The sequence below is a fragment of the Enterococcus canintestini genome, assembly GCF_001885735.1.
Lineage (GTDB): Bacteria > Bacillota > Bacilli > Lactobacillales > Enterococcaceae > Enterococcus_C > Enterococcus_C canintestini.
In genome coordinates, this window is the sequence record NZ_JXKG01000003.1 from 58142 (window position 1) to 72267 (window position 14126).

16 protein-coding genes are annotated in these 14126 nt (G+C 35.8%); 7 read left to right on the forward strand and 9 right to left on the reverse strand.

Going from position 1 to position 14126, the window contains the following annotated elements; all coding sequences use genetic code 11:
* The first annotated feature begins 182 nt into the window (after nucleotides 1–182).
* Genes rsxC through RU96_RS03130 form a run of 3 tightly spaced genes read left to right on the forward strand, consistent with a single transcriptional unit; the run spans nucleotide 183 to nucleotide 3084 of the window.
* Complete coding sequence (rsxC, locus tag RU96_RS03120; protein WP_071864093.1) at nucleotides 183–1508, forward strand: electron transport complex subunit RsxC; 1326 nt, start codon at nucleotides 183–185, stop codon at nucleotides 1506–1508.
* On the forward strand, nucleotides 1498–2496 hold the full coding sequence (locus RU96_RS03125; protein ID WP_071864094.1) for an RnfABCDGE type electron transport complex subunit D: 999 nt from the start codon (nucleotides 1498–1500) through the stop codon (nucleotides 2494–2496). Before rsxC ends, RU96_RS03125 begins: the two co-directional genes overlap by 11 nt.
* A 12-nt stretch (nucleotides 2497–2508) precedes the next feature.
* Nucleotides 2509–3084 carry a hypothetical protein gene (locus RU96_RS03130; protein WP_071864095.1) on the forward strand — a complete coding sequence of 192 codons (576 nt, stop codon included), beginning with the start codon at nucleotides 2509–2511 and terminating at the stop codon, nucleotides 3082–3084.
* A 317-nt stretch (nucleotides 3085–3401) separates the two neighbouring features.
* On the opposite strand, the gene RU96_RS03135 is transcribed toward RU96_RS03130, so the two are convergent.
* A complete protein-coding gene (locus tag RU96_RS03135) occupies nucleotides 3402–3956 on the reverse strand; it encodes a chromate transporter (protein ID WP_071864096.1) in 555 nt (184 codons plus the stop codon).
* Nucleotides 3957–4511 carry a chromate transporter gene (locus tag RU96_RS03140; RefSeq protein WP_071864097.1) on the reverse strand — a complete coding sequence of 185 codons (555 nt, stop codon included), beginning with the start codon at nucleotides 4509–4511 and terminating at the stop codon, nucleotides 3957–3959.
* Between the two features lie 140 nt (nucleotides 4512–4651).
* Between RU96_RS03140 and RU96_RS03145 the strand changes: the two genes are divergently transcribed.
* Nucleotides 4652–5506, forward strand: coding sequence for a LysR family transcriptional regulator (locus tag RU96_RS03145; protein ID WP_071864098.1), 855 nt, complete (start codon nucleotides 4652–4654; stop codon nucleotides 5504–5506).
* A 53-nt stretch (nucleotides 5507–5559) separates the two neighbouring features.
* Here the strand turns inward: RU96_RS03145 and RU96_RS03150 are convergent, their stop codons facing one another.
* The 7 genes from RU96_RS03150 to RU96_RS03180 form a co-directional block, all read right to left on the reverse strand.
* The gene (locus RU96_RS03150) at nucleotides 5560–6408 is read right to left on the reverse strand and encodes a MurR/RpiR family transcriptional regulator (protein WP_016173456.1); all 849 of its coding nucleotides are present in this window, start codon (nucleotides 6406–6408) and stop codon (nucleotides 5560–5562) included.
* A 41-nt stretch (nucleotides 6409–6449) separates the two neighbouring features.
* Entirely contained in the window at nucleotides 6450–7331 is an 882-nt protein-coding gene (locus tag RU96_RS03155; RefSeq protein WP_071864099.1) for an ROK family protein, read from the reverse strand.
* Nucleotides 7332–7398: 67 nt separating this feature from the next.
* Nucleotides 7399–8733, reverse strand: a complete 1335-nt coding sequence (locus RU96_RS03160; protein WP_071864100.1) for an ABC transporter substrate-binding protein — start codon at nucleotides 8731–8733, stop codon at nucleotides 7399–7401.
* A gap of 26 nt (nucleotides 8734–8759) precedes the next feature.
* Nucleotides 8760–9575, reverse strand: coding sequence for a carbohydrate ABC transporter permease (locus RU96_RS03165; protein ID WP_071864197.1), 816 nt, complete (start codon nucleotides 9573–9575; stop codon nucleotides 8760–8762).
* Between the two features lie 33 nt (nucleotides 9576–9608).
* Complete coding sequence (locus RU96_RS03170) at nucleotides 9609–10505, reverse strand: carbohydrate ABC transporter permease (RefSeq protein ID WP_051113729.1); 897 nt, start codon at nucleotides 10503–10505, stop codon at nucleotides 9609–9611.
* Nucleotides 10506–10582: 77 nt separating this feature from the next.
* On the reverse strand, nucleotides 10583–11275 hold the full coding sequence (locus RU96_RS03175; protein ID WP_016173451.1) for an N-acetylmannosamine-6-phosphate 2-epimerase: 693 nt from the start codon (nucleotides 11273–11275) through the stop codon (nucleotides 10583–10585).
* A 21-nt stretch (nucleotides 11276–11296) separates the two neighbouring features.
* Nucleotides 11297–12166: an N-acetylneuraminate lyase gene (locus RU96_RS03180; protein WP_071864101.1), complete on the reverse strand. Its 870-nt coding sequence runs from the start codon at nucleotides 12164–12166 to the stop codon at nucleotides 11297–11299.
* Nucleotides 12167–12419: 253 nt separating this feature from the next.
* Here RU96_RS03180 and RU96_RS03185 point away from each other — a divergent pair, with 253 nt between their 5' ends.
* The 3 genes from RU96_RS03185 (at nucleotide 12420) to RU96_RS03195 (ending at nucleotide 14126) form a co-directional block, all read left to right on the forward strand.
* Nucleotides 12420–12881, forward strand: a complete 462-nt coding sequence (locus RU96_RS03185; RefSeq protein ID WP_071864102.1) for a NanQ anomerase/TabA/YiaL family protein — start codon at nucleotides 12420–12422, stop codon at nucleotides 12879–12881.
* A 176-nt stretch (nucleotides 12882–13057) separates the two neighbouring features.
* Complete coding sequence (locus RU96_RS03190; RefSeq protein WP_071864103.1) at nucleotides 13058–13552, forward strand: GNAT family N-acetyltransferase; 495 nt, start codon at nucleotides 13058–13060, stop codon at nucleotides 13550–13552.
* 25 nt (nucleotides 13553–13577) lie between these two features.
* Nucleotides 13578–14126 carry a GNAT family N-acetyltransferase gene (locus RU96_RS03195; protein WP_159429694.1) on the forward strand — a complete coding sequence of 183 codons (549 nt, stop codon included), beginning with the start codon at nucleotides 13578–13580 and terminating at the stop codon, nucleotides 14124–14126.

A 14126-nucleotide genomic window follows, 5' to 3' on the forward strand; every position in this document is an offset into this window, starting at 1 on the left:
GGTATTCTTCTAATAATTTAAGTCCTGATCGTGGATTAACGTTCATTTTTCAAATTATTAAATTTTTATTAAGGGGATCTTCGAATCGTTAAAACTTGTCCTCCTTTCCCATATTTCTTTTGTGATTTTTTTCATTATGTTACGATAAAAATATAAACCGTTTGCAAAGGAGGGACAAAAAAATGCAAATACAACGATTTTCCGGCGGCTTCTTTTTTGATGACAGTAGCAATCGTTTAAAAGAATTGTTCAAAGTAAATCAAACAGAAGTTGTGCGTTTTGAACCTGAGTTTGTTGCTATTCCTTTTGATCAGCACATTGGCGCTCCCAATAAACTGGTGGTAGCAATAGGCGATCAAGTCCAAAAAGGCCAAATTATTGCTAAAAGTAGCGCCGATATTAGTGGTCATGTTCACTCTTCAATTACTGGAACAGTGGTGGAGGTATGTGAAGTTCCTGCGCTGGGTGAGAATACTCAGACGGCCGCAATCATAAGACGTAATCAAAGCAAAGATCATACCGAAAGTTTAATTGACGCAAATTTTTCTTATGAAAAAACCGTGCGGGCAGCAGGAATTGTCGGCTTGGGCGGTGCCACTTTTCCCACCCACGTTAAATTAAATCCCGCCGATCATATTGATGTTCAAACAATTATTCTAAACGGAGCTGAATGTGAGCCGTTTATTGCCTCTGATGATTTTTTAATGCAAAAAGAAAGCCGCAAAATTTTACGGGGTGGCGAAATCGCACGGGAGATTTTAGAAGCTAAAGAAATTTTAGTTGGCATTGAAAAAGACAAGCCAAAAGCCATTGCTGCGATGGAAAAAGCCGCAAACAAAGTTAAAAATTGTCGAATTGTCCCTTTACCAGTGAAATATCCCCAAGGTGGTGAAGGACAGCTTTTAGAAACCTTAATTGCCGCTGAATCTCCGCTTGATGGTCGTTCAGTGGAAACAGGTGCTTTTACGATTAATGTTGCAACGGCTTTTGCGATTGCCGAAAGTGTGGATGAACGCAAATCATTGACGCACCGCTATGTGACAATTACAGGAGATGTGAAAAAGCCACAAGTTATTTATTTTCCTTTAGGCACTAGAGTCAAAGACTTAATTGACGCTTGTGATGGATTTTACGGTACACCTTCTCGTATTATTCACGGCGGGCCGATGATGGGAAAAACGATTACGGATTTAGATTTTCCCTTAACTAAAGGCAGTAATGCCATTATCGTGTTTAATGAAGAACACGACGGCAAAGTAACGGAATCTCCTTGTATTCGCTGTAATCGCTGTGTTGAAGTTTGTCCGGTTCGTTTGGAACCGCAAAATATTGATCTGGCTTATCGCAACGATGACCTATTCACTTGTGATCAGCTGCTGGCAACGGCCTGTATTAATTGTGGCTGTTGTACCTATGTCTGTCCGGCCCGCCGTAATTTAGCAGCTAATATCACGAAAGCAGGCGCCGCTATTAAAAATGAGAAGGAGGCGTTAGAAGATGCAAAATAGTAATCTGTTAAAAACAGCCGACTCGCCCCATTTATTAGGAGATACGACTACTCGTAGTATTATGAAATGGGTCTTAATTACGCTATTGCCAATAATATTGGTAGCTGGTTACTTGTTTGGCTGGCGCATCTATCTGCTCTTTTTAATCGCGATCATCACCGCTCAGTTAGCTGAAATTATTTGGTTTAAATGCTTAAAAAAAGAATTAACTTGGGATTTAAGTGCGATTGTTACTGCGGTGTTAATGACCATGAACCTCCCTCCTTCTGCACCTTGGTATTTTCCTGTCATTGGCGCTATTTTTGCCATTATTGTCGTAAAAGAATTTTTTGGCGGGCTAGGCTATAATTTTTTAAATCCCGCATTAGGCGGAAGAGCATTATTAGTCGGTTTATTTTTCCAAGATATGTTTAAAATCAGTTGGCCAGCACCCCCTTTTGCAAGTATTGCCCCAGATGTTGTCACCAAAGCTACGCCACTGGCCCAAATGAAAACAGAAACCTTAAGTCAGAGCGAATTGTGGCAGACATTTATCGGTTTTACTGGTGGCCGAATTGGAGAAACGAGCAGTCTTTTGATTTTAATTGCCTTCTTTGTTTTATGGCGCAGAAAAATTATTAGTTTGCATATTCCCTTAATCATTTTAACCACAGTAGGTATTGGTGCTTGGATTTTCGCTGGTGACGGTACTTTTGCCCCTTGGCAAACGGTAGTTGGTCATTTATTAAGTGGCGGCTTATTATTAGGAGCGGTTTTTATGGCGACTGATTATGCTTCAAGCCCCTCCACTAAAGCAGGAGAAATATTCTATGCGCTTAGCATTGGCTGTTTAATTGTTGTCTTTCGTTTTTTTGGCCCAACTCAAGAAGGAGTCAGTTATGCCATTTTAACCATGAACTGTGCTACCCCTTTTATTGATCGTGTTTTACGGCGCCGCGTTCTAGGTGAAAAAAAGACACTGCCCTTTGATTTGAAATTCAGGAGATAGGAGGAAAAACAGATGAATTTAACGATGCGTTTAGTATGTTTTTTCACCATTTTACTCTTGCAAAGCGTAATCACACACATGCCAGTAAAAATTGGTCAAACAAAAACAACCCCCTTTTCAAGTCAAGTTCAATTAACTTGCCTAATTACTAGCGCCGCTTTAGGTGGTACAGCTTTATTTTGGGGAATTGAGCAGATTTTTGGAAACATTGGTGGTAACAAAGTCGTGCTGCTTCCATTTTTAGTCGGTTTGATGAGTTTTGTAGTGTCTTTTTCAGTCCTTCTTTTAGTCAAAAAAAGGTTAGCGTGCGCCTTACAATCTTGTTTATTACTAATGCCAATGCTATTAAATTTGGCCCTTGTTCCAGGACTTTTAGCAGACAGTAAAGCTGAATTTTGGTACACCTATCTCTTTAGCTTGCTTTTCTTTTTTGTCGTCAGTTTATTTTCTGCCGGTATTTTAGAACGATTAAAAATCGCCCCGATTCCACCACTCTTACAGGGATTTCCGATCCAATTAACCGTCTTAATGCTGATATTTTTGAGTTTATCCTTTTTCAAAGGTGTTTTCTTTGACGAATTATTTTAAAGAGATTTTTCAAACTGACCCAAAGAGTTATTGGCTATGATGGACCGCACGAAAAAGTTTTCCAAACTCGTCTAGTTCTCAAGCAAAAAGATGGAAGCTGTGGTCTAACGGCTTATTTCTAAAATCCTATAATTCCTTTACCTAACAAAAAAGAAGAAGATGTGACAAAAGTCTTGTTACATCTCCTTTTTTTCGAATAAACGGTGTGACAGAAGCAGCTTCTGTCACACCCTCAATATAATCCAAAAAAATTAGAGGGAAGAATCAGTCGTCACTGACTCTTCCCTCTAATCTTAGTATGTTTCTTTTAGCGATGCCTAAATATAAATAAAGCCACCAATCACGCCAGCTACAATCATCAATAAAATAGGATTTAGTTTCGTCTTACGCATCACAAAAAGGGAGGCAGCCATTAAAATTAATGCAATAAAATCCAAGTGGTCAATTTGAAAATTCGTTACATCACTACTATTAAAAAGCGTCAATAATAAAATGGTTAAGCCCGCAGACATGATTAATCCAACTGAAGATGCTTTTAAACCTGCTAATAACCCTTGGACAATTTTTGATTCTCTTTTCCGCTGAAAAAAAGCAGCTAAACCAAGCGAAATACTCACGCCACCAAAAATGCAGCCGACTGTCGCGACAATTGCTCCGGGAATACCAAACAACTGCATCCCAACAAACGTTGACGTATTGACAGCCAAAGGGCCGGGAGTCATTTGCGAAATCGTGATAATATCGGTAAATACTTTTTCTGAAAGCCAGTGGAGTTCATTGACAATTTGTTCTTGAATCAAGGGAATAATGGCATAGCCCCCACCAATACTCAAAAAACCGATAGTCAAAAATCGCCAAAATAGCTGCAACATTTAAATTTCCCCCTTTTGCCAAACCACTAGCATACATAAAACTGCCGTAATGCCTAAAATTACCAAAACATTCACTTGGAAAAAGGCATTGGCAATAAAACTAAAAGGAATAAGTAACGTCAATAGCAGTTGTTTTTCACTTACAATTAACTGCACCATATCGATTAACAAATCCACAATCATTGCCGCTACACAGGCTTGCATCCCTCTTAACACCGCCATCACTATCAGATTTTGGCTAAAAGCAACATAAAAGCTCGAAATGATTGCTAAAATTACAATTGGCGGAATAATCCCACAAATTGCGCTTAAAAGTGCACCAACATAGCCCCCCGCTTTTTTTCCAGCCAAGACACCCAGATTAATGGCAATCGCTCCTGGGGAAGATTGTGCAATTGCCGCCATTTCCATTAAATCATCTTTTGAAAAACACGCTTTTTCATCAACATAAAATTTACGAATCATCGGAACAACCACATAGCCCCCGCCAAAAGTAAACGCGCTGATATATAAATTTACCCGACAAATCCAAGCGTAAAACTTTAATTTTTCCATTGTATCATCCCTTACAACCTTATTTCGTTTACACCGTTTTTTTTCCTTTCCTTTAAGTATACGATTTGTTTTAACATGTGTGAAATGCTATTATTTGCTTAATAACATGCATAAAATTCATGTCAAAAAAGGAGATTATCATGCAATACCGGCAATGTTTCATTTTTTATACTGTCGCCAAAGAAAAAAGTTTTACTCAAGCAGCTACCAAACTTTTTATGACGCAATCGGCTATTTCCCATGCCATGAAAGATTTGGAAACAGAAGCTGGCGTAGCGTTGTTTGAACGTTTGCATCGTAAAATTGAACTAACAACCGCAGGTACTGCCCTCCTTGCGACTGTCACGCCGTTAGTAGAAAAATTTCAACAAGTCGAAATGCAGTTACAAAATTTAGAACAAGTAGCACCTTTACGTTTGGCTTCTTGTATCACGTATGGCGAAATTACGTTGCCTCAAGTTTTAGCGCAATTTAAAAGTCAATTTCCCCAGCAACAAATTAACGCCCAAATTTCCCCAGCAGAAGAGTGCTACAAAAAATTAGCCGCTGGAAAAGTGGATTTTGCCATTTTAGAAGGCCAGGTGCCAAAGGGAAATTATCAGCAAAAAGTAATCGCCAACTACCCACTAGCTTTTGTCGCCGCCCCTGATTTTTTACCTACTACCAAATTAACTTTAACAAAACTTTTGAGCCAACCGCTGCTTTTACGAGAAAGAGGTTCTGCGGTACGAGAAACCTTTGAAGCCTTCTTAACACTAAAAGGGCTACGCTGTTATCCAACGTGGGAAAGTACAGATTCGGCTAGTTTAATCGCCGCCACAAAAAACAAACTTGGCATCAGTTTATTACCACGACCCTTGGTTACTAAAGCTTTAGCTAAAAATGAATTGGTGGAACTTACCGTCACCCAGACAAAGCTGCATAACCAAATCACCGCCTTACGCCCGAATCGCAATAACCCATCTGCCTTAGAAAAATTGTGGACATTTTTGTAAAGTATTGACTTTGTACCTATAAAATAAGCAGGAAATCCTCTCGGATTTCCTGCTTATTTTATATTATAACTTTTCGACATAATATTATGCTTATCGTGTCTGTTGCGCTTAGTCATCATTTCATCTACTTCTTCATAGTTTTTTTCGTATTCTTCTTCGCCACTCATTAAAATAGTCGTAATAATATCTAATAAATAGATAATTGCAAACTGCGTATTCACAAACTTTTTTTCATCAGCAAAATTACTACTGAAAACAACGAGCGAAATATCGCTAATCTCAGAAATATAACTATCGGCAAACGAAGTAATAGAAATAATTCCTGCACCTTGTTCTTTACATATATCCAAAGTCTCCACAATTTCATCTGTTGCTCCAGAAGAAGAAATTGCAATAACTAAATCATCCTCTGTCAACGAACGACTACCAATTAGCATTAAATGCGTATTGGTCAAACAGCGTGCAGTCATTCCCATTTTTAAGAAGCGTAAATTTAATTCTTCGGCTGTAAAACCTGAACTACCCAATCCATAAATATAAATTCGTTTGGCAGTTTTTATTTTTTTTATAGCCTCATAAATAAGTTCTTTATCCAGGCTTTTATTTGTTCGATCAATAATTTTGTTGTAATAATAATAAATTTGATCAAAATAATCATCTTGTTTAACTTCAAATTGATTAGAAATGGAGTTAATTTTCATCTTCATATCGACATAAGAAGCAGCTCCCATTTTGCGACAAAAACGCGTAATTGTTGAAGTCGAGGCGCCAGTTACTTGGGAAAGACTGGTAATATTCATATTTTGCAAACTACTATCATTTTGTAGAACATAGTTTGCAATAGCTTTTTCTTTATCAGATAAGTCATTATATTTCTGCTGTATTGTTTGTAAAATATCCATGTTGCGCCCCCTTTTCTTATTGTCAATTTAACTTATAAAAATTAATTTTGCTGGGTTAAAAAGTGGTATAACGCCCCAACCATACCGGCTTTATTTCCAAGTTTTGCAAAATATAATTCACTTTTATCAAAAATTGGTGATATTAATTGTTCGGCAATTTTTGCTTCTAGGTGAGGCTTAATAAAATCAACTTGCTCCATAATACCACCTCCTAAAATAATCTGTTCAGGATTGAGTAAATACATAATAGTAGTAATCCCTTTAGCCAAATCTTGCAGCCAATCATCTAATACCTTTAAAACTTTAGGGTTTCCAGTTTCAGCTAATTCCATAATCTGATGGCCATTTAAATTTTGTTGCTGTAAAATTTCTTGCGCCCGCATGTTTAAAGCATTTGTTGAAGCAAGGTCTTGAAAATTTTTTCCCTCTACCTGTAAATAGCCCACTTCCCCTGCACAAAAATTCGTACCTCGCACAAGTGCACCATTTTGATAAACAGCACCACCCACGCCGGTACCCACAGCTAAACAGACAATATTTTTTTGGGTTAATAGCTTTCCCTGCCAGGCTTCAGCTAGTAACACGCAATTGACATCATTTTCTACCTCGCAAGGTAAATTAAAACTATCTTTAACGGCTTTTTTAAAATTTGTGCCCTGAAAATTAGGAATAGTGTAGCCTGCATAAACAACTTCTCCTTTTTCGGGGTCAATAACACCTGAACTAGAGATTGCAACACCGACTATGCTATATTCTACTGATATTCGTTGGATTAAGTCAAGAACTGTCTTTAAAATCATATTTTGCTTCTTAGTATTTTGACAAGGTGTTGTTTGACTGGGAGAAACAGCTTCTCCCATTTCATTATACACGCCACTTTTAATACTAGTACCGCCAATATCAATACAAAAATAATTGGACATTTAAAAAATTCCTTTCATAAAAGAGTATTATAAGCCGTAAGTCAACAGACTCGCGGCTTATAGCTTATTATTCCAAAGCTTTAGAGCGGCGCAATCCACGGTCTATAACTTTATTCCCAGTGTTTACAAAGTTATCTAAAGCGGCTTTTGGTGTTTTATCACCTGTCATTACAGCTTGTAGCTCTGGATATAAAGCATTACGTATTTCGGCATAGCCAGGACTATTATTAGAAAAATTTACAACATACTTATCATTATCTAAATAAGCAGCAAGATAAGGTAGATCTGCTTTATGTGCATCCGCTACACTCTTACGGATGGGAAGGAATTTAATACTTGCTTCTACTAATTCTTTATTCTCGGAATAAAATTTAACGAAATCTTGTGCCAAATCTTTGCGCTTTTCACCATTTGTATTAAATACCCCAGATCCCAATACATAAGTAAAGGAAACTGGCACTTTTTTCCCTGGCACATTTGCAAGTCTTGCATCAAAATTTTCTACTGTACCATCTTTCATAGCTCCTAACATACCATTAAACAACATTGCATTCGTAAAACTAACAGCTACTTGTTGATTTTGAAACATCGCATTAACATCGTTACTTACTAAAGACTCCGGACCTGAAGCCATCAATTGTTCTTCGTTTAATTTTTTCAAAAAACTTAACGCTTCTACACCAGATTTTTCATTAACATTCAACTCTCCGTTTTCATCAAAGAATTGATTACCAAACATCCGCAAATACATCATATTCCATGTATCACCTTGATTATTTTTACAAAAAAATCCTAAAGGTGCCGCTTTATTATTAGCTTCTTTTAGTTTTGTCAAAATTTTATAAAATTCATCAGTCGTCCAAGTTGCAATATCATGTTTACCACTAATATATTCTTCTAATCCTGCAGCTTTAAACATATCCGCATTGTACGCTAGCGTACCAGGATTTTGAGCAAAGGGATAAAAATATGTTTTATCATCAATTTGAACATTATTCCAAATTGCTTCTGAAATATCCCCTTCATTCTTACTATCAATGACTTCATTGAAAGGTTCCAATAAACCTTGATGAGCAAATGTGGATAAAACAAATGTGGAATCAAAAAACACATCTGGTAAAGTATTAGTTTGTGTTGCTACACTCATTTTACTATCTCGTTCATCACCAGGAACAACCTGTACATTAATTTTCACATCTGGATGTTCTTTTTCATACATGCTGGCAGCGGTTTTTAAAAAACTATCGTAATCTGCACCTTTTTCATCTGCGCTGAAAGTACCTTTCCATTGTGGAGTCAACCAAACATCAATTTCATTTTGTGCTTTTGCATTAGCTGATCCACAACCAGACACAGTGAAAAGGGTAACGCTCGCTAATAAACCTAAGAATAATTTTTTCATAATTATAGTCCTCTCTTTCACAGGTGCTATTCTTTAACCGCGCCTGCAGTAGCCCCTTTCGTAAAGTATCGTTGGAATAAAATGAAGATAATTAACATTGGCAAAGCAGCTATAGCAGCACCTGCAACGCGCAAGCCAATATTAGGATTAATATCTTGTTGCAAACTAGCCACCCCAATAGTTAGCGTTTTCATTTCTTTGCTGCGTGCCATTAACAATTGCCACAAATAATCATTCCAAGCAGTAACAAAATTCAAAATGAATAATGCTCCAATTCCAGGTTTTACAATTGGCAACATTAATTTACTAAAAATTGTCCACTCGTTGGCGCCATCCAACTTGGCAGATTCTCGCAGTGATTCTGGGATATCTTTAAAGAAGGAATATAGCATAAATGTACCAAAACCAGTCGCTAAGTTCGGGACAATCATTGATTGATATGTGTCAATCCAATTTAGCCCAATAATAACATCAAATAACGGGACAATAAATGTTTCTTTAGGCACCATAATGGAAGCAATCACTAAAACAAAGAGAACAGTTCTACCTTTGAAATGTAATTTGGCAAAACCATAAGCTGCTAAAGCCGAAATCAAAACACTGAATAAACCGGTCAGAAATGATACTACAAAACTATTCCAAATCCATTGAAAAGCTGGCTGACCCTGAAACAATTCCGATAAATTTCCCGTAAACCAATTTTTAGGCAAAATGTCTGGTGGCATTTTATAAATTTCCGGCGAAGTTTTAAAGGTATTGGTTAACAACCAAAACAGTGGTAGTAAGAAGCATAGTGCTAGGAAAAAGACGATAATATTAGTGACTAAGTCAAATTTTTCCATTCGTTTTAATTTAGCAAACACGAGATACCCTCCTTATTTATCTGATTTTAAAAATGTCTTTAATTGTGGCAAACTAAATAGCATTGCGATAATAAACATTAAAACTCCAATTGCAGAAGCAGCCCCTGTATTGTTGTAGATGAAAGCATTTTGATATAAGTAATACATCATTGTTACAGAAGCATTGTTGGGTCCCCCACCTGTTAATAATTGAATCACAACGAAAATTTTCAATACGGCAATAATATTAATAATTGTTAAATAAATCGTCGTAGGCCGCATCAAAGGAACTAAAATGTGACGAATTCTTTGCCATCTAGTTGCCCCATCCAACTGTGCTGCTTCAAATAAATCAGCTGGTAGCCCAATCATGGCTGCAATATATAAAATAATGGCTTGTCCCACATTTCCGACAAAGGTAACAAAGATAATCACTGGCATAACAGTTCGACTATCTCCCAATAAATTAACATTTTCAACGCCTATATTATTTAAAGCATAACTAATCAATCCATTAGAAGGATTTAGGAGAAAATTCCAGATAATACTCATAACTACCATGGAAACAATTACAGGCAAATAATAACTACCACGAATAAAGGAAACATATTTTGGATTTTTATCGTAAACTGTAGTTGCAACAAATAAAGCAAACACAATAGTAGCTACGACAATCGCAACAACAAAGAAAATTGTATTAAAAATTGATTTTACAAAGATAGGATCTTGGAACAAATCTATGAAATTCTGGAAACCAACAAAATATTTATCCATACCATAAACTTCGTAAAGACTCATCTTAAAACCTTTTAACACAGGATAGACAATGAAAACTAACATTAATAGAACTTGTGGTGCAATAAACAAATAACCAGAAATTGGATTTTCAATCCCACGAAATTTTTTCTTCGTTTGTGTATTTTTCCCAATATCTAAGCGTTGTGCTTTTTCCAATTTTTTTATCCTCCTTTAGTTAAAATCCGACGAAAAATCGTCGGATTTTATCATTAGCTTTCAAGGGCAGCAACAAATTTTTTCGTAATTAATTGTGGTCGTGTAATAGCACTCCCTACTACCACAGAAAAGACACCTTTTTTCATAACTTTGGCTAATTTTTCTGGGGTATCAATATTTCCTTCTACAATAATCGGCTTAGTGATTACTCTTAATAAGTCATCTACTAAAGAAAAATCATCATTTGCAATATCTTGTCCTTTTGTTTCAGCAGTGTAACCGTGAAGCGTAGTCGCAATGATATCAAAATCCAAATCTTGACAGTACAGTGCATCTTTTACAGTAGAGCAATCTGCCATTAACAAAATTTCAGGATATTCTTTTTTTATTTCTGCTACAATATCTGCTAACTCTTCACCATTTGGGCGTTTTCTTAGCGTACCATCCATAGCTACCACTTCACAGCCAATACTACAAAGTGCCCGTACCTCTTTTAAAGTCGGGGTAATAAAAACCGGGTTGTCGCCATATTCTTTTTTTATGATGCCAATCACAGCTGTGTCATTTACATCTTTGATACATTGAATATCTGCAATTGTATTCGCTCTAATAGCTTTAGCACCCGATTCTAAGGCTGCTTTAGCCATCCGACTCATAATGAAAGGGCTAAAAAGTGGTTCATCTGGTAAAGCTTGGCAGGATACAATTAAATTTCCTTTAACTTCTGACAAAAAATCTTTTTTCATTTCTTATTCCTCCAAAGCAGCTTACATGTAGTCTTTAACAAGTTTTTGGGCTACTTTCACTTGATTGTCGGTGTAATGTTTCATCGGCAAGTGGCAATATCCCATATCTACTCCTTTTTCAGTAAGCATAAGTTTTAAGGTATTGTATAAACCGTTATCTAATATTTTTTGAATTAAATCATTAGTTTCCGCTTGTAGTTTGCGCGCTGTTACAAAATCATTTTGTTCAACAGCTTCTAGAATTTGGCGTGCTCGTTTTGCATTGACATTAAAGGTCGAACCAATTGCTCCATCAATTCCCACAGCCGCCGCTGGTAAAAGCATTTCATCAAATCCGGAATACATCAATTTATTAGGAAAACGGCTACGTAAACGTTCCATTAAATAAAAGTCACCTGCAGTATATTTGACTCCAGTAATTTTAGGATTTGCAAATAGTTCTCCAAATTGATCTTCACTGAAGTTGACACCTGTTAGGGCTGGAATGGAATAGACAATCAGCTCAGTTTCAACATCCTTAACAATTTCAAAATAATAGTTTTTGATTTCTTCAAAGTCAAACTTATAATAAAAAGGTGTCACAGAAGAAATTTTAGAGTATCCTAGTTCATTCACAACGTACGCCGCTAATTCTTTTGCTTCATATATATTTAATGAACCTACTTGTGCAATCAATTCGACTCTATCTTCTGCAACCTCTTTAACAATTCGGAAAATATTTTTTTTCGTTGCTGTATCCAACATAAAATTTTCTCCAGTACTACCGCCAACATATAATCCATCTACGTTATTTTCTGAAATATTATATTCTACTATTTTTCTTAAGCTTTCTTCCATTAATTGACCACTCTTATCAAACGGAACTAATAATGCTGTTATTAAATTTACCATGATAACGCCTCCATATTTTTGATAAATCCAATATATCACGATAATTTTTTTCTTGTATTATTTTTTGATGAAAATATTTTTCTTTAAAGAACATTTATTAGCTATTTTTATATAAATTCTATTTAGATAAAAATTATGAAAATAATTTTATATAATAAAACAATTGATAAAATCATTTTCTTGCGGTACATTGAAAGCGATTTACATTTCTGGTTTTAATTAGAAAAATTTAATAATAATTGGAGGAATTTTTTTGTTACTCACAACTAGCAACGATGTTATGAAACTGAATGCAATACAACCGCAGTTAAAAACCATTAGCGACTTTATCAACAACTGGCAACAAGAGCCCTGGCAATTTAAAGAAGAACGTTTAAGTGATAAAGTTATAGTTCGGCTTTTGAGCTATAAAACTGATACTTTTACAAATAGAAGTTGGGAAGCCCACAATCAAGAGATTGATCTCCACTTCTTATTAGAGGGAAATGAACGTATCTACTTAGCAGATTCATCTCCTCTAAGTGCTGGTGAGTATCATGAAGAAGAAGATTATTACCTATTAGAAGGAACAAGCGCTCGCTATATTACTTTAAATAGCGAGTCCGGGAAAGAAAACTTTCTCTTACTTTGGACCCAAGAAGCACATAAAACTGGAGTTCAAGATATGCCTATTGCGAATACAGTCAAAAAAATGGTATTCAAAATTAGAAACTAATTATCTTTTAGAAAAAACGAATACTTTAAAAGTAAGTAATTTTATTTTCAAAAAATGTTTTCTCTTTGTTTTCTTTGTTATTTATAATTGTCAACATCCATGCTACAATGGAATGTATTGTTGGTTTTTTAAATTGAATTAATTTATTTTTATTCACTAAAGGAGTTTTATGAAACATGGATTACAAATTGAAAATTTTAACTGAACAAGATTTACCGATAATTGCCACGCTTTGTGAAGAAGCAAGTGATTATATGGTATTAGCCACTGGTGAAACCAATCCAAAAAAAGAAGCGCTGGATTTATTAACCTCATTTCCACCGCAAAAAAGACTAGAAGATAAAACACTTTATGGTATTTTTGATGCCCATAACAATTTAATTGGTGTGCTGGATCTTATCCGCAACTATCCGACTACCAAAGCGTGGATGATTGGCTTACTTTTATTGTCGCCAACTACGCGGGGACAACAAATCGGTGAGCAAGTTCATGCCCAAATTGTCACACAAATCAAATCAGAAGGTGGCACCGAAATTCGCTTAGGTATTTTGAAAAATAATCCCCGAGCGCAAGAATTTTGGCAACGTCTTGGTTATACTTTCCAAGAAGAAAAAATTGGAACTGTCGCTGGCGTTTTGATGCCTGTTTATGCATTTAAACTTTCTCTTTAATATCAAACTAAAACTAGGTGATAAAATGACACAAAAAAACGATGATTTATCCTTAGATACTTTATTAATAAGCCAAGATTTTTTACCAATTACTACTAAAGCAAATGATAATCTCAACTCTACATTTTATGTCATCCCTAAAAATAAGCGGACAAAGCAACTCCTTCAACAATTAACGCTACTATGGCATCAGAGTGTTCTTACCAGTCATGATTTTTTGACACCGACAGATATTGTGGCGATTAAACCAGAAGTCACACAAGGTTTAAGTCAAATTGAAACACTGATTCTTGCAATCAAAGATCACAAGCCACAAGCCTTTATGGGTATTGCAGAAAATAAAATTGAAATGCTTTTTATCGCACCTTCTTTTCAAGGTAAAGGACTAGGAAAAGCATTGCTAAATTTAGCTGAAACAAACTATCAGGTCCAATTTGTGGATGTAAATGAACAAAATAAATCCGCTGTCGCTTTTTATCACAAGATGGGCTTTCAAATTATGAATCGCTCACCTTTAGATGATGCATCGCGACCTTTTCCAATCTTACATTTAACAAACAAAACTTCATTTTAA